Source organism: Caulobacter sp. FWC2 (assembly GCF_002742625.1).
Classification (GTDB): domain Bacteria; phylum Pseudomonadota; class Alphaproteobacteria; order Caulobacterales; family Caulobacteraceae; genus Caulobacter.
The window spans coordinates 3533110-3554150 of the sequence record NZ_PEBF01000001.1 but is presented as its reverse complement, the minus strand read 5'-3'; the positions used below and the strand labels follow the sequence as shown (position 1 = coordinate 3554150).

Sequence of the window (21041 nt, the reverse complement as noted above, 5' to 3'; positions counted from 1 at the left end):
GGTGGGCTTAAACCCCGCACGCCTTGAAGAACGCCCTGACGCGACCCCGGTCGGCAGAGTCTGCCGCCAGGCTGTGGCGTTCGCCCTTCGTCAGAAGAGCCAGGTCGCCTGATTTCCGGAAGCCGTCCAACGCCGGGGCGCTGGCCTTGCCGCGCCCTTCCAGGAAGCCGCCCTGGCTCAGCGCGTCATCGACCTTGGCGGCGGCGAAGCGGCTCTCCGTGCGACCCGAGGCCAGGACGATCTCGCCGCCGGTGAGGCCCACGGCCGAGACGTCGACCTGATCCTGACCCGGGCGGCAGCTGATCATCAGTACGACGTCATCGGAGTTGGGGCGGCCATAGGCCAGGCGAGGGGCTTCGGCGTCGTCCGCCAGATAGGCCCAGCGATAGCCGTCCACCGCGACCTTCTCATGCGCGCAGCCGGCCAGGGCGGCGGCCAGACCCAGAGCGGCGAAGGCGGTGATGCGGCGTCCCATGAAGCTCTCCTCGCCCCAATCAACGCAGCCTGAACCTGAATGGCTCCTGAAACGCATCGGGCGCGGCCACCTTCCGGTAGCCGCGCCCGACGATCTTGCAGGCCTATGAGAGGCCTTGGATCTTTCCGCCCGAATGTCGCGCCTAGAACGGCGAGAATTTCTCGACCAGCGACTGGCCGGCCGGGGTCTTCTGCACGCGGCTGATGTCGCCGCGGCCGCCGTAGCTGATGCGGGCCTCGGCGATCTGGGTGTGCTTGATGGTGTTGGCCGAGGAGATGTCCTCCGGACGCACGATGCCGGCCACGGTCAGCTGGCGCAGCTCGGCGTTGGTGCGGACCTCCTGGGTGCCCTGGATGACCATGTTGCCGTTCGGCAGGACCTGGCTGACCACGGCGGCGATCGTCAGGCTGATCTTTTCCGAGCGCTGGACGCTGCCGGCGCCGGCGTTGGTGGTGGCCGAGTTCGTGTTGATGGCGTTGGCCGGATCGAACCCGCCCGGCAGGACCTTGCCCAGGCTGGACTCCAGGCCCAGGAAGTTCGGCACGCCGGCCTTCATGTTCGCGGTGCGCGAGGAGGCCGTCTGGTTCTTGGTGCTGGCGCTGTCGTCGATGTCGATCATGACGGTGACGATGTCGCCGACGCGGCTGGCGCGCTGGTCGTTGAAGAACGCGCGGGCGCCGACGCGCCACAGCGAGTTGGCCGAGGCCGCCTGCGGGGCGGGCTCGCGGGCCGAGACATACTGCTGCTGCATCGGGGCCAGTTCGGCCGGATAGCCGACCGGGGCCAGCTGCGGACCCTTCACGGCTTCGGTTACGGTGGAGCAGGCGGCCAGCGGCGCGAGCAGGAGGGCGGCGGCGATGATGACGGGGCGACGCATGGGGTGGATGACCTCTTAGCGAGCGGCGAAACGGACGGGTTGCGAGCGGGCTTGCAAGGCTTGGGCCTGCGGACCGACCGCTGCGGAGCCAGGACCCGTAGCGACGGCCTGGATGACTTTCTTCGAGAGCGTGTTCTGGACGGCGAAGACGTCGCCGGTCGCGGCCGCGGCCATGGCCTTGCCTTGAAGCGAAAGGGAAATTCCGCCGTCGTCATAGGTGACGTTGATCAGGTCGCCGGTCTTGATGACCTGGGCGGCGGCCACGTCGCGGCTCTGGACCGCGGCGCCTTCACGCAGGGGGCGCTTGGCGGCCAGGCCGATCACGGCGTCGGCGTCGCGGGGCGCGTCCATGGGGGCGCCGGCCATCTTTACCCAGACGAGGTCCTGAGGCTGGACGATTTCGCCGGCCGTGAGGCTGCGGGCGTAGGCAAGAACTTCCACATTGCCGCGCGCGGCGCCGGCCAGGGTCTTGCCGCCGGCTGCGACGCCGCCGTAGTCCTGGCCCTCGCGGACGATGATGCGGCGGATGCCGTTGCTGTTGGTCCAGTCGAAGCCGGCGCGGCGGGCAGAGACCTGAACCTGGCCGGCCTCGAGCACGGCCGTCGGACCCAGGCGGGCGGCGACGACGATGTTGGCGGCGGGGCCGCTGACGCCGTCGAACAGGTCGCCCAGGGTGATACGGCGGTCGGCGTCGGTGGTGTCCAGGCGCAGGCTGACCGGCGTGCCGGCATGGGCGGGGGCGGAGAGGGCGCTGATCACCAGCGTGGCGGCGGCGGCGAGGAGGAAGGCTTTCATGCGCTTACGACCGTAGCTGCGAGGTGGCTTGGAGCATCTGGTCGGCCGTGGTGATCACCTTCGAGTTCATCTCGTAGGCGCGCTGGGCCGTGATCAGCGAGGTGATTTCCGTCACCGCGTCGACGTTCGAGGCTTCGGTGTAGTGCTGCAGCAGGGTGCCGAAGCCCGGCTGGCCGGGGGCGGCGAGGTTGGCGGCGCCCGAGGCGGCGGTCTCCAGCAGCAGGTTGTCGCCGATCTGCTCCAGGCCGCCTTCGTTCATGAAGGTGGCCAGTTGCAGCTGGCCGATGGTCTGCGGCTGCGGCTGGCCGTCCAGCTTGACCTGCACCAGGCCGGTCTTGCTGATCGTGATGTCGGTGGTGTTCTGCGGGACCGTGATGCCCGGCTGGACGGTGTAGCCGTCCTCGGTGACGATCTGGCCCTGGTCGTTGGTCGAGAAGTTGCCGGCCCGGGTATAGGCCGTCTCGCCCGACGGCAGCAGAATCTGCAGGTAGCCCTTGCCCTGGATCGCGACGTCCAGCGGGTTGTCGGTCAGGGTCGGGGTGCCCTGCTCGGTGATGCGGTAGACCGAGCCGGCCTTGACGCCGCCGCCGACCTGCACGCCCGTCGGGACGATGCTGCCGTCGCTGGACGACTGCGAACCGGCGCGCTCCACCTGCTGGTAGAGCAGGTCCTGGAACTCGGCCCGTTGGCGCTTGAAGCCGACGGTGTTCATGTTCGCGATGTTGTTGGAGATGACTTCGACGTTCAGCTGTTGCGCTGACATGCCCGAAGCGGCGGTGCGGAGAGCTTGCATCGGCTAGGCCCCTTAATTCAGCTTGCCCAGACGCTCGACGGCGCTGCGCGAAAGTTCTGCGGTGTTGTCCATCATCTTGGCGACGCCCTCGTAGGCGCGCTGGATCTCGATCAGCTTGGTGATCTCGACAACCGGTTGGACGTTCGAGGATTCCAGCATGCCCTGGTGGACGCGGGCGTCCGGTGCGGGTTGCAGGGTGGTGTTGGTCGTGTTGCGGTAGAGGTTGTCGCCATCCTTGGCCATCGAGGCCAGGCTGTCGGGGCGGACCACGGCCAGGCGGCCGACGCGAACCGCGCCCTGGCTGACCGTGCCGTCCTTGCCGATCGAAACCGGCCCCAGGGTCGGGTCGATCAGCAGCGGGCCGCCCCCGTCGTCCAGCACCTGGGCGCCGGCCTGGGTGACCAGTTGGCCTTCGGGGTTGGTGGTGAAGCGGCCGTCGCGGGTATAGCGATCGCCGCCGGCGGTCTGGACGTGGAAGAAGCCCGTCCCCTCGATGGCGATGTCGAAATCGCCGCCCGTCTTGGTCATGGCGCCCTGCGTGAAGTCGCGGGCGACGCGGTCGTCCAGCACGAACTTCACCGGCGAGGCGCCATCCAGGGTCTTGGCCGGCTTGGCCTGTTCCGTGCGGACCATCAGGTCCTCGGTCTTGAAGCCAGTGGTGTTGGCGTTGGCGATGTTGTTGGCCACGATGTCGAGCTGGCGGCGCAGCGTCATCTGACGCGAGAGGCCGACGTAGAGCGCGTTGTCCATGGCGAGTTAACTCGGGCGGCTGGCGCGACAAATGCGCCGAAACCCTTGAAGCAACCTTCGTGCCAACGCCGAAAGTCGTTCTAAATCAACGAATAGGAAGGTTAACGGCGGGGTGTGGGTCGGAGTCTGCCGGGCAGATTCAGCCTGCGACCAAATGGCCTCAAAAACACATCGTTAACCATGCTCCCGCATGAGTACGGGGTATAGATTCCAAGGAAACGCGCGCGTGGCCAAGAAACCCGAAAAGGAAGCTCCGGCTCCCGAAGGCGAAGACGGCGCCGAGGGCGAAGCTCCGGCAAAAAAGAAGCCGCCGATCCTGATCATCGCGATCGCCGCGGGCGTCCTCGTCCTGGGTGGCGGCGGCGCCGCGGCCTTTTTCCTGATGAAGCCGAAGCCGGCCGCCGAGGCGGGCGAGCACGGGGCCGAAAAGAAGGAAAAGAAGAAGGAAAAGAAGGAAGAAAAGGGCGGCCACGGCGAGAAGAAGGAAGGCGAGGGCGGCGCGGCCGCGGCCGGCGGTCCTGCGCCTGTGATCAAGGAAGGCCCCGACGGCGTGGTCTTCTACACCCTGCCCGACATCGTCGTGAACATGCAGACCGCCGACGGCAAGTCGACCTTCCTGAAGCTGAAGCTGACCTTCGAGCTGCCGGACGAAGATACGGCCGAAGAGCTGACGCCGAATCTGCCCAGACTGCAGGACATGTTCCAGGCCTTCCTGCGCGAACTGCGCCCTGAAGACCTGAACGGCAGCCAGGGCACCTATCAGCTGCGCTACGAGCTGCTGCGTCGGGTGAACCTGGTCGCTGCGCCGGCCAAGGTGAATGCGGTCCTCATCGAGGAGATGCTGATCAACTAGCCTTCGGGCTGGTTGGGCGAACGATCATGGCGGACGAAACCGACGATCAGGCCGCGATGGCCCAATGGGCCTCGCAAAATCCTCAAGGCGCCTTCGGTGAAGGTGACGCTGCGGCCGGCGGCAATGAATTTGGCGATTTCTCCGGCGGCATGGGCGGCTGGGATGACGGCGGCGGCGGCGAGCCCGGTTCCGAACGCATCCTGAACCAGGACGAAATCGACAGCCTGCTGGGCTTCGATCTCTCCGGCGATGGCGGCGAGGACCGGACGGGCATCCGCGCCATCATCAACTCGGCGCTGGTCAGCTACGAGCGCCTGCCGATGCTGGAAATCGTCTTCGACCGCCTGGTGCGGTTGATGACGACGTCCTTGCGGAACTTCACGTCCGACAACGTCGAGGTCAGCCTCGACAACATCAGCTCGATCCGCTTCGGCGACTATCTGAACTCGATCCCGCTGCCGGCCATCCTGGCGGTGTTCCGGGCCGAGGAACTGGACAACTACGGCCTGCTGACGGTCGACTCCAACCTGATCTATTCGATCGTCGACGTGCTGCTGGGCGGTCGTCGCGGCACGGCTGCGATGCGCATCGAGGGCCGTCCCTACACCACGATCGAACGCGTGCTGGTGCAGCGGATGATCGAGGTGGTGCTGCATGACCTGAAGAGCGCCTTCGAGCCGCTGCATCCGGTCAATTTCACGCTGGACCGCCTGGAGACCAACCCGCGCTTCGCCGCCATCGCCCGGCCGGCCAACGCCGCGATCCTGGTCAAGCTGCGTATCGACATGGAAGATCGCGGCGGCCGCATCGAGCTGCTGCTGCCCTACGCCACGCTCGAACCCATCCGGAAGATGCTGCTGCAGCAGTTCATGGGGGAGAAGTTCGGCCGCGACAACATCTGGGAAGGCCACTTGGCCACCGAGCTGTGGACCACCCAGATGGAGGTTCGCGCCGTGCTCGACGAGCAGCAGGTGCCGCTGTCGCGCGTCCTGAACATGCAGATCGGCGACACCCTGATGCTGAACGCCACGCCCGACAGCCTGGTCGAGCTGCGCGCCGGGGCCATTCCGCTGACGCGCGGCCGCATGGGCCGTCGCAACCACTCGATCGCCGTGCGGGCGGAGGCGCCGCTGACGCCCGCCGCCAAGAAGGCCGTGCAGAAGCTGAAATGAGCCTCGTCGCCTTTGCCATGAACGGGTTCCTGGCGGTGCTGCTGATCGCGGCGCTGATCTTCGGCTGGCGCCTGGAGCGTCGTCTGAAGGCTCTGCGCGACAGCCACGAGGGCTTCGCCAAGGCCGTGGCCGACCTGGATCATGCAGCCGCCCGCGCCGAACAGGGCCTGGCCGACCTGCGCGCGGCCACCGACGAAGCCGCCGAGACCCTGGCGATGCGGATCGAGCGGGCTCAGGCCCTGGCCGCCCAGCTGGGCGAGATCATCGATCGTCCGCCGTCGGCGCCGACCTTGGCGCCGAAGCCGCGGCCGCAAGCCCCGGCCGAGCGTCCCGCGCCGCGCCTGAGCCGCGAGACGCCGCCAGCCCCCACGCCGCAGGAGGAGCGCCGCCTGTCGGCCGCCGACTTCGAACGTCTGCTGGACCGCGAGGACCGCGTCGAGCGCGCCGCCCGCGGCGAACCCCTTCCGCGCCCGGCCTCGCGCCCAGGCGTGGCGCCAAACATGACCAGCGAAACGCCGCGTTCACGCGCGCGGATCGATGATGACCTCTTCGACGGACCGAGCGACAGCTCGTCCGCCAACCCCAGGGCTCCCCGCCGATGAAGAACGTTCCGCGCATCCTCCCCCTGGTCGGCGTTGCCGTCGGCGGCGTCTTGGCGATCAACGCCATGGCCGGCGCGAAGTCGCTGCCCGATCTGGTGAGCGGGGCGAAAGCCTTCGCCGAAGGCGTCGCCGAGAAGAAGGACGCCAAGGGCGGCGAAGAGGCTCCGTCGGCCGAAGGCGCTGGCCAGCCGGCCGCCGCCAACGCGCCGCCGCCGCGCGTCTGCGCCCCGTCCGCCGACGCCCTGGCCAAGGAAGCCGGCCTCTCGCCCGCCGAGCTGCGCGTGCTGCAGAGCCTGGGCGCCCGTCGCGGCCAGCTGGACCAGCGCGAGCAGGACATCGACGTCCAACTGCAGCTGCTGGCCGCCGCCGAGGCCAAGCTGGACGCCAAGATGAAGGCCTTGACCGGCCTGAAGGGCGACATCTCGGGCCTGCTGGGCCAGGTCGACGCCCAGAAGCAGGCCGAGGTCGATCGCCTGGTCACGGTCTATCAGGGCATGAAGCCCAAGGACGCCGCCGCCCGCATGACCCTTCTGTCGGACGAGGTCCGCCTGCCCATCGCCGCCAAGATGAAGGAACGGGCCCTGTCGCAGATCCTGGCCAACATGAGCCCCGGCGACGCCAAGATCCTGACCGAGCGCCTGGCCTCGCGCATGGCCAATCCGGCTGTCGAGAAGGGCAAGGCCGCGATCGCGGACAATGTCGCCGCGCCGGCGGCCCCCGGCGCCGCGCCGAACAAGCAACAGGCCGACGCGGGTCTGGCTGGCGCCGCGGATCCCGCCGCGCCCAAGGCCAAGTCGCCCCTCAAGAAGGCCGGTTAAGGGAGGCCCATGAACCTTCGCGAGCTCCTGCGCTCCAGCGTCGCCGCCGCGGTCATCGCGGGGACTCTGGCGCCGTCCGCCTACGCCGCGCCGCCGCCCCCGGCCGCGCGCGCGTCGCTGGACGTGCGCGTGGCGCAGGCGGCTGACTTCTCGCGCATCGAGTTCCACTGGAGCGGCGCCGCGAAGCTTGTTTCCCGTCGCGAAGGCCAGACCCTGGTGCTGCGGTTCAGCCGCGACGCCAACCCCGATATCTCGACCCTGAAGATCGCGCCGCCGCGCTGGCTGAAGGCCGCGGAGGCCCGCCACGTCAACGGCGCGCTCGAGATCGTCATTACACTGACGGATGACGCGGACGCCCGTCTGGGCGTCGCCGATGGTGTTGACTTCGTCAATCTGTTCGCCCGTCCCGGCGCGCCGCCGGCCAGTCCGACGCCCGCGCCCGCGGCGCCGATCGGCCGTCCCAACCCGATGCCCGCGGGCGGCGTGGTCAAGGTCGGCTTCGACCGCCAGGACCAGCAGGTCACGCTGTCGTTCGAGTGGGCCGCCCAGGCCGGCGCCGCCGTCTTCCGGCGCGGCGAGGCGGTCTGGATCGTGTTCGACACCCCCGCGCGACTCGACATCTCCAAGCTGCCATCGTCCAGCCTGCGCTATTCCAAGATCCAGGCCCTGAAGGGCGCGGACTACACGGCGCTGCGCATCGTCACACCGTCCGGCACGCCCTATGTCGCCGAAGGGCTGGGCGGGCTGTGGAAGATCAGTCTGGGCGCCGGCACGCAGGCGACGCCGGACGTCGTCAGGGTGGCGCGTGACGAAAGCGTGCGTCCGGCGACCCTGTCAGCCACCGTCTCGGGCGTGACCAAGCCGGTCTGGGTCGACGATCCCGCCGTCGGCGACAAGCTGATGGTGGCCCCGGCCCTGGCGCCCTCCAAGGGGCTGCCGTCGCGCCGCGAATATGTCGAGATGGCCCTGCTGCAATCGGCGCAGGGCTTGGCCGCCGAGGCCTATGCCGGCGACCTCGTGGTTCAGGCCAGCGGCGACCTGCTGCGCATCGGTCGTCCCAAGGGGCTGATCCTGTCGCCGATCTCGGCCAGCACCCCGCCGGAAGAGGCCGCCGCCGGCGCGCCGCAGCCGATGTCGATGCCCGCCCTGATCGACCTGGACAACTGGCCCAAGACCGGTTCGGGCGGCTTCCTGGCGCGCTACAACGCCCTGCAAAGCGCCGTCGCGGCCGCGCCGGATGGCGAGGGTAAGGACAGCGACCGCGCCGCGCGCATGTCGCTGGCCCGCTTCCTGGTCGGCTCACAGATGTCGTTCGAGGCCATTGGCGTGCTGAACGCGGCGGGCCGCAAGCACCAGACCCTGCTGGGCGACGCCGAGTTCCGCGGCCTGCGCGGCGTGGCCAAGGTGTTCGCCGGCCGCTTGACCGAGGCCGACGCCGACTTCTCCTCGCCGGTGCTGGCCGACGATCCGTCCAGCGCGATGTGGCGCGGCTATATCTCGGCCAGGCAGGGCCAGTGGGCCGACGCCCGCGCCAAGTTCACCGGCGGCGGCCGGGCCCTGGATCTGTTCCCGCCGATCTGGCGCGCGCGCTTCCTGCACGCCCAGGCCCAGGCGGCGCTGGGCGTCGGCGACGTGACCGGCGCCATGCAGCTCATCGCCAAGGCCCTGGCCGTGCCCAAGGTCCCGCTCGAGGACCAGCTGGACATCCGACTGACCCAGGCGCGCGCGTTCGAAGCCAAGGGCGAGAAGGTCCGCGCCCGGCGCATGTTCGAGGCCATCGCCAAGGCCCCGTACGACCGCATCGCCACCCCGGCCATGCTGCACGCCACCGAACTGGGCTACGCCAAGGGCCAGATCCCCGCCCAGAAGGCCGCCGAGACCCTGAACCAGCTGCGCTATCGCTGGCGCGGCGACGGCGTCGAGCTGGAGGTCATCCGCTCGCTGGGCCGCCTCTATATCGACCAGGGCCGTTATCGCGAGGCGCTGGAAGTGCTGCGCTCGGCCGGCCGCCAGCTGCCGGACCGCCCGGAAGCCGTGGCGCTGCAGAACGACCTGTCGAACACCTTCCGGCAGCTGTTCCTGCAAGGCCTGGCCGACGGCATGCAGCCGGTCCAGGCCGTGGGCCTGTTCTACGACTTCCAGGACCTGACCCCGATCGGCGCGGACGGCGACCAGATGGTCCGCAACCTGGTGCGCCGCCTGGTCGATGTCGACCTGCTGGACGACGCCGGCAAGCTGCTGAAATACCAGGTCGACAACCGTCTGAACGGCGTGCCCAAGGCCCAGGTCGCCACGGACCTGGCCTGGATCTACCTGATGAACAAGAAGCCGGAGGACGCTCTGGCCGCGATCAACGACACGCGCACGACCATCCTGCCGCCGGCCCTGAACGCCGAGCGCCGACTGGCCACCGCCCGCGCCTTGATGGGGCTGGGCCGTTTCGACGACGCCCTCGAACTGATCGACAAGGACAACAGCCGCGACGGCCAGGAGATTCGCGCCGAGATCGCCTGGAAGCAGCACACCTGGCCGACGGCCGGGGCGCTGTACGAACGCTCGCTGGGCGACCGCTTCAAGACCCCGGGCGCGCTGACCGCGGGGGACGAGGCCCGCCTGCTGCGCTCGGCCGTGGCCTACAGCCTGGCGGACGACGACGCCGCGCTAGCCCGGCTGCGCGCGCGCTGGTCGGGCTTCATCGACAGCGCCGGCAATCCCGACGGCCTGCGCGTCGCCCTGCAGGGCATGAACGTCGAATCGCTGTCGGCCTCGGATTTCAGCCGCGTCACAGCCGACAACGAGGCCTTCAACGGCTGGATCGGCCGGATGAAGGACAGGTTCCGCACCGGCCAGCCCGCCGGATCGCCCGCACGCGCTGGCCGCTAAGCCTGCCAAGCAGGCTTAGCTATATACTAGCCTAGAGCGCGACGGGCGCCGAAACCGGCGCTCACTTTCCGCTGTCGCGCTCTTGCAGGGCAGGGACTTTCCCGAAACCGCCCTTCGCGCGGGATGTCGAGGCACGACTGTCTCGCTTTGGCCCGCGTCATCGAAAATTCACCCGTCGAAAGCGGATTGGTCTTGTGGCGGGGTCCGGACGTTTAGCCTAGTTAGGGTCGGTCCCTGCGCCCGTAGGGGCTTGCGGTCCCCGACCGCTTGCCTTTCCGTCGCAGGCATGTCATGACAACGTTGTCATAGGGTGGACGACTTTGGCTAAGAAGAACCAAGACGCCGAGAATGGGCGCGAAGTGCTGGTGCTGCTGGGCGGCGCGGGGGATCTGGCCCTGCGGATGCTGTTGCCTTCGCTGTACTTCCTAGAGCTTGATCGTCTGCTGCCGCATGATCTGCGCATCGTCGGCGTGGCCCGCGCGGACCATGACGCGGCCAGCTACAAGGCGCTTGTGCGCGAACAGCTGGGCAAGCGCGCGACGGTCGAGGAGGGCGTGTGGAAGCGCCTGGCCGAGCGTCTCGACTACGTGCCCGCCGACATCACCAGCGAAGCCGACGCCAAGAAGCTGGCCGACCGCATCGGCGAGCACGGTTCGCTGGTCATCTTCTTCTCGCTGTCGCCCAGCCTCTACGGTCCGGCCTGCCAGGCGCTGCAAGCCGCCGGTCTCACCGGCCCCAACGCCCGCCTGATCCTGGAAAAGCCGCTAGGCCGCGACCTGGAGAGCTCCAAGGTCACCAACGCCGCCGTCGCCGCCGTGGTCGACGAGAGCCAGGTCTTCCGCATCGACCACTATCTGGGCAAGGAGACGGTCCAGAACCTGACCGCCCTGCGCTTCGCCAACGTGCTGTTCGAGCCCCTGTGGGACCGCAACACGATCGACCACGTGCAGATCACCATCGCCGAGACCGAGAAGGTCGGCGACCGCTGGCACTATTACGACGAGTACGGCGCGCTGCGGGACATGGTGCAGAACCACATGCTGCAGCTGCTGTGCCTGGTCGCCATGGAGGCGCCGTCGGGCTTCGATCCGGACGCCGTCCGTGACGAGAAGGTCAAGGTGCTCCGCTCCCTGCGCCCCTTCACCAAGGAGAGCGTGGCCCACGACACCGTGCGCGGCCAGTACGTGGCCGGCGTGGTCGAGGGCGGCGCCCGTCCTGGCTATGTCGAGGAAGTCGGCAAGCCCACCAAGACCGAGACCTTCGTGGCCATGAAGGTGGCGATCGACAACTGGCGGTGGGACGGCGTGCCGTTCTTCCTGCGCACCGGCAAGAACCTGCCCGACCGCCGCACCCAGATCGTCGTGCAGTTCAAGCCGCTGCCGCACAACATCTTCGGCCAGGCGACCGACGGCGAACTGTGCGCCAACCGTCTGGTCATCGACCTGCAGCCGGACGAAGACATCTCGCTGACGATCATGAACAAGCGTCCGGGCCTGTCGGAAGAGGGCATGCGCCTGCAATCGCTGCCTTTGTCGCTGTCGTTCGGCCAGAGCGGCGGCCGCCGCCGCATCGCCTACGAGAAGCTGTTCGTCGACGCGTTCCGCGGCGACCGCACCCTGTTCGTGCGGCGTGACGAGGTCGAGCAGGCCTGGAAGTTCATCGACGCCGTCTCGGCCGCCTGGGCCGAGGCCGGCATCGAGCCCGCGCCCTACGCGGCCGGCACCTGGGGACCGCAGTCGGCCCAGGGCCTGATCTCGCCCGGCGGCCGGGCCTGGAAGGCGTAGCCATGGCTCAATCCTCGTTTCCTAGGCCCGAAATCGAAGCCTTCCCGACCCGCGAGGCGCTGTACGACGCCGCCGCCTCGACCATCGCCCAGGCGCTGACCACGGCGGTGGCGACGCATGGCGTGGCCGGCTTCGCCGCGACGGGCGGCTCGACGCCGGCCCCGGTCTATGACCGCCTGTCGACCCTGACCGCCCCCTGGGACAAGGTCATGGTCACCCTGACCGACGAGCGCTGGGTTCCGGCGTCCGATCCGAGCAGCAACGAAGGCCTGGTGCGCCGTCATCTGCTGAGGGGCCACGCGGCCAAGGCCGGCTTCTCGCCGCTCTATTTCGAAGGCGTCAGCCATGAAGAGGCGGCGCTGAAGGCCCAGGCCGGCGTCGCGTCCGCCGCGCCTTTCGGCGTCGTTCTGCTGGGCGTGGGTCCCGACGGCCACTTCGCCTCGCTGTTCCCCGGCTCGCCGGTGCTGGCGCGCGGCCTCGACCCCGCGTCTGACCGGCTGGTGCTGGCCGTGCCGCCGGGCGATCCCGCCCCGGACATTCCCCGGATCAGCCTGACCTTCCAGGCGTTGACCAATTCGGCGCTGATCGTGCTGCTGATCACCGGCCAGGCCAAGCGCGCCCTGCTGGACGGCGAGGTCGACCCGACCCTGCCGATCGCCGCCATTCTGAACCAGGACCGCGCCAAGGTCCGCATCCTGTGGGCGGAGTAGTCGCCATGAGCCTGAACCCGGTCATCGCCGAAGTCACCGCCCGTATCGTGGCGCGCAGCCAGGACAGCCGCGCGGCCTATCTGGCCAACATGCAGCACGCGATCGACAGCCAACCGGGCCGAGCCAAGCTGTCCTGCGCCAACTGGGCCCACGCCTTCGCCGCCTCGCCGGGCGTCGACAAGGTGCGGGCGCTGGACCCGAACGCGCCGAACATCGGCATCGTCTCGGCCTATAACGACATGCTGTCGGCCCACCAGCCGCTGGAAGAATACCCGGCCCTGATCAAGGTCGCGGCCCGTGAAGTCGGCGCGACGGCCCAGTTCGCCGGCGGCGTGCCGGCCATGTGCGACGGCGTCACCCAGGGCCGTCCGGGCATGGAGCTGTCGCTGTTCTCGCGCGAAGTCATCGCCATGGCCACGGCCGTGGCCCTGACCCACGACGCGTTCGACTCCGCGCTGTATCTGGGCGTCTGCGACAAGATCGTGCCGGGCCTGGTGATCGGCGCCCTGACCTTCAGCCACCTGCCGGCCCTGTTCGTGCCCGCAGGGCCCATGACCTCGGGCCTGCCCAACAGCGAGAAGGCCCGCATCCGCGCCCTCTACGCCGAGGGCAAGGTCGGCCGCGCCGAACTGCTGGAAGCCGAGCAGGCCAGCTATCACGGTCCGGGCACCTGCACCTTCTACGGCACGGCCAACACCAACCAGATGCTGATGGAGCTGATGGGCTTCCATCTGCCGGGCTCGGCCTTCGTCCACCCCAACACGCCGCTGCGCGAGGCCCTGGTCAAGGAAGCCGCGCGCCGCGCCGCCGCCGTGACCAACAAGGGCAACGAATTCATCCCGGTCGGCCGGATGATCGACGAGAAGTCGATCGTCAACGGCGTGGTCGGCCTGATGGCCACCGGCGGCTCAACCAACCTCGCCTTGCACATCATCGCCATGGCCCACGCGGCCGGCGTCCAGCTGACGCTGGAAGACCTGGACGACATTTCCAAGGCCACGCCCTTGCTGGCCCGCGTCTATCCGAACGGCGCGGCCGACGTGAACCACTTCCAGGCCGCCGGCGGCATGGCCTTCATCATCCGCGAGCTGCTGAAGGCCGGTCTCGTCCACGAGGACGTCCAGACCATCGCCGGCCCCGGCCTGTCGCTCTACGCCCAGGAGCCGCACCTCGAGGACGGCGTCCTGAAGTGGCGCGAGGGTGCGCATGAGAGCCTGGACACCGCCATCGTCCGCCCGATCTCGGACCCGTTCAGCCCCGAGGGCGGCCTGCGCCTGATGGCCGGCAACCTGGGACGGGGCGTCATGAAGATCTCGGCGGTGAAGCCCGAGCACCACGTGATCGAAGCTCCGGCGGCCGTGTTCCAGGAACAGGAAGACTTCATCGCCGCCTTCAAGCGCGGCGAGCTGGACCGCGATGTCGTCGTCGTCGTCCGGTTCCAAGGGCCGTCGGCCAATGGCATGCCCGAGCTGCACAACCTGTCGCCGTCGATCTCGGTGCTGCTGGATCGCGGCTACAAGGTCGCCCTGGTCACCGATGGCCGCATGTCCGGCGCCTCGGGCAAGACGCCCGCCGCCATCCACGTGACGCCGGAAGCCGCCAAGGGCGGACCCCTGGCCTATGTCCAGGACGGCGACGTGATCAGCGTCAACGCCGAGACTGGCGAATTGAAGATCCTGGTGGACGAGGCGGTTCTGCGCGCTCGCACGCCAGCGAACGTCCCGGCGTCCAAGCCGGGCTTTGGTAGGGAACTGTTCGGATGGATGCGCAGCGGGGTCGGCGCGGCCGACGCCGGGGCCTCCGTCTTCGCCTAGGGAAAAGCGCATCGTCATGGACGGCAATCACAGCGTGGGGCTCGGCCTCGTCGGCGACATCGGGGGCACCAACGCCCGCTTCGCCCTGGTCGAATTCGACGGTCAGGACCCGCGCCTGATCGAGCCCACGACCTATAAGGGCCAGGACTACCGCTCGGCCGAGGACGCCATCGAAGCCTACCTGCAGAAGGTCGGCGTCCGGCATCCGGACCAGGCGGTGGTGGCTGTGGCCGGTCCGATCGAGCACGGCTCGGTCCACATGACCAACCTGGACTGGCGGATCTCGGAAGACAGCCTGCGTCGCGCCGGCGGCTTCCGGAACGCCAAGCTGATCAACGACTTCACCGCCCAGGCCCTGGCCGCCCCGCGCCTGAGCCCCAAGGACCTGCGACAGGTCGGCCACCTGCCGACCTCGGGCGAGGGGGACCTGGCGATCCTCGGTCCGGGCACTGGCTTCGGCGTCGCCGGCCTCGTGCGGCGTCACGGCCAGGAGATCCCGCTGGCCACCGAGGGCGGCCACGTGGCCTTCGCCCCGGTCGACGCGGTCGAAATCGAGGTGCTGCGCGCCTTGACCAAGCAGTTGGACGGCGGCCGGGTATCGGTCGAGCGCATCCTGTCGGGGCCCGGCATGGAAGACCTGCACGTCGCGCTGGCCGAGGCCGAGGGCCGCAAGGTGGAGCCCCTGGCCGCCAAGCAGATCACCGAACGCGCGGTCGAGGGCTGCGCCGACAGCCTGGCCACGGTGAACCGCTTCTGCGCGGTGCTGGGCTCGACGGCCGGCGACATCGCCCTGACCCTGGGCGCCCGCGGCGGCGTGTTCATCGCCGGCGGCATCGCGCCCCGGATCATCGACATCCTGGAAAAGAGCCCGTTCCGCGAGCGCTTCGACGCCAAGGGCCGCCTGTCGCACTTCACCCTGGCGATCCCGACCCACGTCATCCTGCATCCCCACACCGCCCTGATCGGCGCGGCGGTGGCGCTGACGCCGGAGGGCAGGGCGGCGGTTTCGTAGGCGAACGCCGCGGCGACGGTGCGTCTGCCTCGCTGGCGTCTCGACTCGGCGATCGAGCTAAGGGCTGCTTTCGACCCATAGGCGATCTTGAGCCCCTCTCCTTTAGGGAGAGGGAGGGGCCCGCCGCGAAGCGGTGGGAGGGTGAGGGGTTACGAGGTTTGACGGCGTGCCGGCACTCCGTCGAGCGCTGTAACCCCTCACCCCAGCCCTCTCCCTATGGGAGAGGGAGCGTGTCCTCTCTCCACCCATCGCGGGCGATCCAGAGGTCTGCTCTATGAGGGGCTCGCCATGACAACCTTGTCATGGCTTAGTATCCGCAACGCCGGAAAGAATCGGTGCGGCGGGGGATGGAATTGAGCGCCAAAGTCACGATCCACGACGTGGCCCGCGAGAGCGGGGTCTCGATCAAGACCGTTTCGCGGGTCCTCAACCGTGAGCCCAACGTCAAGGCCGACACCCGCGACCGGGTGCAGGCCGCCGTGGCCGCGCTGAACTATCGCCCCAACATCTCGGCCCGCAGCCTGGCGGGGTCCAAGGCCTATCTGATCGGCGTCTTCTTCGACAACCCCAGCCCAGGCTACGTCACCGACGTCCAGCTGGGCGCCATTGCGCGCTGCCGCCAGGAGGGTTTCCACCTGATCGTCGAGCCGATCGATTCGACGGGCGACATCCAGGAGCAGGTCGAGCCGATGCTGGCCACCCTGCGCATGGACGGGGTGATCCTGACGCCGCCGCTCAGCGACCATCCGCTCGTGTTGGCCGCGCTGGAGCAGGCGGGCGTCGCCTATGTCCGCATCGCGCCGGGCGGCGATCTGGACCGCGCCCCGTGGGTCAGCATGGACGATCGCCTGGCCGCCTATGAGATGACCAAGCACCTGATCGGACTGGGCCACCGCGACATCGGCTTCATCATCGGCCACCCCGACCACGGCGCCTCGCGCCAGCGCCATCAGGGCTTCCTGGACGCCATGCGCGACAGCGGGTTGGTGGTCCGCGAGGACCGGGTGGAGCAGGGCTTCTTCTCGTTCCGCTCGGGCTTCGACGCGGCCGAGAAGCTGTTGGGCGTCGCGGACCGTCCGACCGCGATCTTCGCCTCCAACGACGACATGGCCCTGGGCGTCATGGCCGTGGCCAACCGCATGCGACTGGACCTGCCGGCCCAGCTGTCGGTCGCCGGCTTCGACGACACGCCCGGCGCCAAGATCACCTGGCCGCAGCTGACCACCGTGCGCCAGCCGATCTTCGCCATGGCCGGCGCCGCCGCCGACATGCTGATGCAGGGCGTCGAGCAGGAGGAGGGCGCGCCGCCGCCCTCGAAGGTGCTGGACTTCGAGCTGGTGGTCCGAGAGTCCACCGGACAGGCCGCTCACTAGAGCGTGGCAGCCGAAAGTGTGAGCGGTTTCGGCGCCCGCCACGCTCTAGGTGTTTGAGATAGAGCCTGTTTATCCGTTTCTGATGATTCCATCAGAAACGGACAGGCTCTAGGACCACTTGATGACGCGCGCCCGGTGTTACCGCAATCATATTGAGCTTGACAGCGCTGTCCCGTTAGCGCGAGATCGTTTCGATCAAGACGGTCGCCCACGAAGGCGGCGTCGGAGGAAACGCCAATGACTTCGCCCGACAGCGTCCGTCGCGTCCTGCTTGACGCACGATCACTCCCCTCCAGGCGGTCCTAACCGCTGCCTTTCGCTCGGCGCGGTTTCCCGCAAGCGCCGCGTCGAGCGCTTTTCTCCCTCACCTCATTCGATCCGCCCGGGGGCGGGCATCCTGGGAAGAACCATGTCCGCATCCAGCCTCGTCCGCGCGTCCGCCTTGGCCTTGATCCTGGCCGGCGGCCTGACGGGTACGGCCCCCGCGCAAACCTCGGCCGCGACCGCCCATCCCAGAGCCTGGCCCAAGGCCCACAGCCCCGCGACGATCACCGACGCCAAGACCGAGGCCTTCATCACCAAGCTGATGAGCCAGATGACCGTCGAGGAAAAGGTCGCTCAGACCATCCAGGCCGATGGCGCCTCGATCACGCCGGAGGAGCTGGCCAAGTACCGTCTGGGCTCGGTGCTGGTCGGCGGCAACAGCGCGCCGGACGGCAACGACCGCGCCACGCCCCAGCGCTGGGTCGAGTGGATCCGCGCCTTCCGCGCCGCAGCGCTGACCAGCCGCGGCGGCCACCAGGAAATCCCGATCATCTTCGGCGTCGACGCCGTGCACGGCCACAACAACGTCGTCGGCGCCACGCTGTTTCCGCACAATGTCGGCCTGGGCGCGGCGCGCGATCCCGACCTGATCCGCCGCATCGGCGAGGCCACGGCTCAGGAGATGGCGGCCACCGGCGCGGACTGGACCTTCGGCCCGACGCTGGCTGTGCCGCGCGACGAGCGCTGGGGCCGCGCCTATGAAGGCTATGCCGAGGATCCGGAGGTGGTGAGAAGCTATTCCGGTCCGATGACCCTGGGCCTGCAGGGCGCGCTGGTCGCCGGCAAGCCGCTGGCCGCCGGCCACGTGGCCGGTTCGGCCAAGCACTTCCTGGCCGACGGCGGCACGGCGGGCGGCAAGGACCAGGGCGACGCCCAGATCTCCGAAGCTGATCTCGTGCGCCTGCACGCCGCTGGCTATCCGCCCGCCATCGACGCCGGCATCCTGTCGGTGATGGTCTCGTTCTCCAGCTGGCATGGGGTCAAGCACACGGGCAACAAGAGCCTGCTGACCGACGTGCTGAAGGGGCGGCTGGGCTTCGAGGGCTTCGTGGTCGGCGACTGGAACGCCCACGGCCAGGTCGAGGGCTGCACCAACACCAACTGCGCCCAGGCCTATCTGGCCGGCATGGACATGATCATGGCCCCCGACAGTTGGAAGGGCCTCTACGACAACACGCTCGCCCAGGTGAAGGCCGGCCAGATACCGATGGCGCGGATCGACGACGCCGTGCGCCGCATCCTGCGGGTCAAGGTCAAGGCGGGCCTGTTCGAGGACAAGCGGCCGCTGGAGGGCAAGTACGAACTTCTGGGCTCGCCCGCCCACCGCGCCGTGGCGCGCGAAGCGGTCCGCAAGTCGCTCGTCCTGCTGAAGAACGACGGCGTCCTGCCGCTGAAGAGCTCGGCCCATGTGCTGGTGGCCGGCGACGGCGCCGACGACATCGGCAAGGCCGCAGGCGGCTGGACCCTGACCTGGCAGGGCACGGGCAACAAGAACAGCGACTTCCCCAACGGCCAGTCGATCTATGCCGGCATCGCGGAAGCGCTTGCGGCTGGCGGGGGCGGCGCCGAGCTCTCGCCCTCGGGCGCGTTCAAGACCAAGCCCGACGTCGCCATCGTGGTGTTCGGCGAGAACCCCTATGCCGAGTTCCAGGGCGACATCGCCAATGTCGAGTACCAGCCGGGCGACAAGACCGACCTGGCTCTGCTGAAGACGCTGAAGGCGGCGGGCATTCCCGTGGTGGCGGTGTTCCTCAGCGGCCGGCCGCTGTGGACCAATCCCGAGATCAACGCCTCGGACGCCTTCGTCGCGGCCTGGCTGCCCGGTTCGGAAGGCGGCGGCGTCGCTGACGTTCTGATCGGCGACAAGGCGGGCAAGCCGCGCCACGACTTCAGCGGCAAGCTCTCATTCTCGTGGCCCAAGCGCGCCGACCAGGAGCCGCTGAATGTCGGCGACAAGGCCTACGACCCGCAGTTCGCCTACGGCTATGGGCTGAGCTACGCCAAGCCGGGCAAGGTCGTGAAGCTTTCGGAAGACGCCGGGATCGCGTCGACGGCGGTCAATGTGGACCGCTATTTCGTCGCCGGCCACGTCCCCGCGCCGTGGACGATGACCGTCGCCGGAGCGGTGTCGCTGAAAACGGTCGATGCGGGCGCTCAAGAAAATGCACGCGAGGCGACTTGGAACGGTGAAGGAAGTGGGACCGTTACCATCGCTGGCCCGCCTGCGGATCTGTCGCGTCAGACCACCGGCGACATGGCGATCTCGATCCGATACAGGGTGGAGGCGTCCCCAGAGAAACCGGTTTCCCTGGGTTTGGCCTGTGGCGAATCCTGCGGGGCGACGGTAGACGTAACGTCAACGTTGTCAGGTGTGAAACGCGGCGAATGGCGTACAGCCAAGATCAAACTTTCCTGCTTCAAGGCCAAGGGCGCGGAGATGACGCATGTTTCGTCCCCCTTCGTCCTGTCCACCGCCGGGCGCATGACCCTGTCATTCACGGAAATCACGCTGGTCTCCAACGAGGGCGACGCCTTCTGTCCGCCAAGCTGAATAAAGAAGGAGCGACGGCATGATCCGCGCCCGCCGCTCTCGCATCGTCGCCACCCTCGGTCCGGCCTCGAGCTCGCCCGAAATGATCGTCACCCTGGCCAAGGCCGGGGCGGATGTCTTCCGCCTCAACTTCAGCCACGGCGCCCACGAGACCCACGCGGCCGTCTACGCGGCGATCCGCGAGGCAGAGAAGACCGTGGGCCGTCCGCTGGGCATCCTGGCCGACCTGCAGGGTCCCAAGCTGCGCGTCGGCAAGTTCGCAAACGGTCCCGTCATGCTGAAGGCCGGCCAGGCCTTCCGCTTCGACAACGACCCGACCCCGGGCGACGAGACCCGCGTGCACTTGCCGCACCCGGAAATCCTGACCGCCATGCGGCCGGGCGCCACCCTGCTGCTGGATGACGGCAAGCTGCGCATGGTCGTGACCGACGCGGGTCCTGGCTATGCCAACACCACCGTCTCGAATGGCGGCAAGCTGTCGGAACGCAAGGGCGTGGCGGTGCCGGACGTCGTCATCCCCATGTCGCCCCTGACCGCCAAGGACCGCGAGGACCTGGCCTTCGCTCTGCGTCTGGGCGTCGACTGGATCGCCTTGTCGTTCGTGCAGGCTCCGGAAGACATGGCCGAACTGCGCCGCATCGTCGAAGGCCGCGCCGCCGTGCTGGCCAAGATCGAGAAGCCCCAGGCCCTGAAGGTGCTGGGGCCGATCATGGACCTCTGCGACGGCGTCATGGTGGCTCGCGGCGACCTGGGCGTCGAGATGGCGCCGGAAGAAGTGCCGGTGGCCCAGAAGGAAATCCTGCGGGCGGCGCGCGAGCGCGGCATTCCGGTGATCGTCGCCACCCAGATGCTGGAATCGATGATCAGCTCGCCGACCCCGACCCGCGCTGAGGCCTCGGACGTGGCCAACGCCGTCTACGAAGGCGCGGACGCGGTGATGCTGTCGGCGGAGTCGGCGGCCGGCGACTATCCCGAAGAGTCGGTCTCGATGATGAACCGCATCATCGAGCGCGTTGAACGCGACCCGCGTTGGCCCGAGCTGATGCAGGCCGAGCAGAAGCACGACGATGACGACGCCGACGTGCTGGTGGTCGCCGCCGCAGGCGCGGCCAAGTCCGGCTCGACCAAGTGCCTGGTGGCCTTCACCACCACGGGCGCGACCGCGCGTCGCCTGGCCCGCGAACGGCCGCTGCAGCCGGTTCTGGCGCTGTCGCCCGACATCAACGCCGTGCGCCGCATGACGCTGTGCTGGGGGATCGAGCCGCGCGTCAGCGCCCAGCCCGACAGCCTGGAGGTCGTCACGACCGACGCCTCGAGCAAGGCGCTGGAATTGGGTCTCGTGGCGCCGGGCGAACGCCTGCTGGTCGTGGCGGGGACGCCGTTCGGCGCGCCGGGCGCGGCCAACCTGCTGCGGCTGGCCCACGCGCCCGCGCCGGTTCGCCGGCGTTAAAGGGC

At 68.8% G+C, this 21041-nt stretch carries 18 protein-coding genes; 12 read left to right on the top strand and 6 right to left on the bottom strand.

Going from position 1 to position 21041, the window contains the following annotated elements:
• Nucleotides 1-7 precede the first annotated feature (7 nt).
• From CSW62_RS17035 to flgF, 5 genes are all read right to left on the bottom strand, one after another.
• A complete protein-coding gene (locus CSW62_RS17035) occupies nucleotides 8-475 on the bottom strand; it encodes a hypothetical protein (protein WP_199170626.1) in 468 nt (155 codons plus the stop codon).
• A gap of 142 nt (nucleotides 476-617) precedes the next feature.
• Nucleotides 618-1352: a flagellar basal body L-ring protein FlgH gene (gene flgH, locus CSW62_RS17030; protein WP_099579792.1), complete on the bottom strand. Its 735-nt coding sequence runs from the start codon at nucleotides 1350-1352 to the stop codon at nucleotides 618-620.
• A gap of 15 nt (nucleotides 1353-1367) precedes the next feature.
• The gene (gene flgA, locus CSW62_RS17025) at nucleotides 1368-2147 is read right to left on the bottom strand and encodes a flagellar basal body P-ring formation chaperone FlgA (protein WP_099579790.1); all 780 of its coding nucleotides are present in this window, start codon (nucleotides 2145-2147) and stop codon (nucleotides 1368-1370) included.
• Between the two features lie 4 nt (nucleotides 2148-2151).
• Entirely contained in the window at nucleotides 2152-2940 is a 789-nt protein-coding gene (gene flgG / locus CSW62_RS17020; RefSeq protein WP_099579788.1) for a flagellar basal-body rod protein FlgG, read from the bottom strand.
• 12 nt (nucleotides 2941-2952) lie between these two features.
• Nucleotides 2953-3690: a flagellar basal-body rod protein FlgF gene (gene flgF, locus CSW62_RS17015; RefSeq protein WP_099579786.1), complete on the bottom strand. Its 738-nt coding sequence runs from the start codon at nucleotides 3688-3690 to the stop codon at nucleotides 2953-2955.
• A gap of 226 nt (nucleotides 3691-3916) precedes the next feature.
• Here flgF and fliL point away from each other — a divergent pair, with 226 nt between their 5' ends.
• From fliL to glk, 9 genes are all read left to right on the top strand, one after another.
• The gene (gene fliL, locus CSW62_RS17010) at nucleotides 3917-4543 is read left to right on the top strand and encodes a flagellar basal body-associated protein FliL (RefSeq protein ID WP_099579784.1); all 627 of its coding nucleotides are present in this window, start codon (nucleotides 3917-3919) and stop codon (nucleotides 4541-4543) included.
• A gap of 26 nt (nucleotides 4544-4569) precedes the next feature.
• The gene (gene fliM / locus CSW62_RS17005) at nucleotides 4570-5715 is read left to right on the top strand and encodes a flagellar motor switch protein FliM (protein ID WP_099579782.1); all 1146 of its coding nucleotides are present in this window, start codon (nucleotides 4570-4572) and stop codon (nucleotides 5713-5715) included.
• On the top strand, nucleotides 5712-6317 hold the full coding sequence (locus CSW62_RS17000) for a DUF6468 domain-containing protein (protein WP_099579780.1): 606 nt from the start codon (nucleotides 5712-5714) through the stop codon (nucleotides 6315-6317). Before fliM ends, CSW62_RS17000 begins: the two co-directional genes overlap by 4 nt.
• Nucleotides 6314-7135 (top strand): MotE family protein, encoded by an 822-nt coding sequence (locus CSW62_RS16995; protein WP_099579779.1) that lies wholly within the window; start codon nucleotides 6314-6316, stop codon nucleotides 7133-7135. Before CSW62_RS17000 ends, CSW62_RS16995 begins: the two co-directional genes overlap by 4 nt.
• 9 nt (nucleotides 7136-7144) lie before the next feature.
• Entirely contained in the window at nucleotides 7145-10018 is a 2874-nt protein-coding gene (locus tag CSW62_RS16990; protein ID WP_099579778.1) for a lipopolysaccharide assembly protein LapB, read from the top strand.
• A 320-nt stretch (nucleotides 10019-10338) separates the two neighbouring features.
• Nucleotides 10339-11802 carry a glucose-6-phosphate dehydrogenase gene (zwf, locus tag CSW62_RS16985; protein ID WP_099579777.1) on the top strand — a complete coding sequence of 488 codons (1464 nt, stop codon included), beginning with the start codon at nucleotides 10339-10341 and terminating at the stop codon, nucleotides 11800-11802.
• Nucleotides 11803-11804: 2 nt separating this feature from the next.
• A complete protein-coding gene (gene pgl / locus CSW62_RS16980; RefSeq protein ID WP_099579776.1) occupies nucleotides 11805-12512 on the top strand; it encodes a 6-phosphogluconolactonase in 708 nt (235 codons plus the stop codon).
• Between the two features lie 5 nt (nucleotides 12513-12517).
• A complete protein-coding gene (edd, locus tag CSW62_RS16975) occupies nucleotides 12518-14326 on the top strand; it encodes a phosphogluconate dehydratase (protein WP_099579775.1) in 1809 nt (602 codons plus the stop codon).
• Between the two features lie 16 nt (nucleotides 14327-14342).
• Nucleotides 14343-15338 (top strand): glucokinase, encoded by a 996-nt coding sequence (gene glk / locus CSW62_RS16970; RefSeq protein WP_099579774.1) that lies wholly within the window; start codon nucleotides 14343-14345, stop codon nucleotides 15336-15338.
• A 102-nt stretch (nucleotides 15339-15440) separates the two neighbouring features.
• On the opposite strand, the gene CSW62_RS27025 is transcribed toward glk, so the two are convergent.
• Entirely contained in the window at nucleotides 15441-15587 is a 147-nt protein-coding gene (locus CSW62_RS27025) for a hypothetical protein (RefSeq protein ID WP_233206708.1), read from the bottom strand.
• 104 nt (nucleotides 15588-15691) lie between these two features.
• Between CSW62_RS27025 and CSW62_RS16965 the strand changes: the two genes are divergently transcribed.
• From CSW62_RS16965 to pyk, 3 genes are all read left to right on the top strand, one after another.
• Nucleotides 15692-16711, top strand: coding sequence for a LacI family DNA-binding transcriptional regulator (locus CSW62_RS16965; protein ID WP_099582334.1), 1020 nt, complete (start codon nucleotides 15692-15694; stop codon nucleotides 16709-16711).
• A 409-nt stretch (nucleotides 16712-17120) separates the two neighbouring features.
• The gene (locus tag CSW62_RS16960) at nucleotides 17121-19586 is read left to right on the top strand and encodes an exo 1,3/1,4-beta-D-glucan glucohydrolase (protein WP_099579773.1); all 2466 of its coding nucleotides are present in this window, start codon (nucleotides 17121-17123) and stop codon (nucleotides 19584-19586) included.
• Nucleotides 19587-19605: 19 nt separating this feature from the next.
• Nucleotides 19606-21036 carry a pyruvate kinase gene (gene pyk, locus CSW62_RS16955; protein WP_099579772.1) on the top strand — a complete coding sequence of 477 codons (1431 nt, stop codon included), beginning with the start codon at nucleotides 19606-19608 and terminating at the stop codon, nucleotides 21034-21036.
• Nucleotides 21037-21041: the final 5 nt, after the last annotated feature.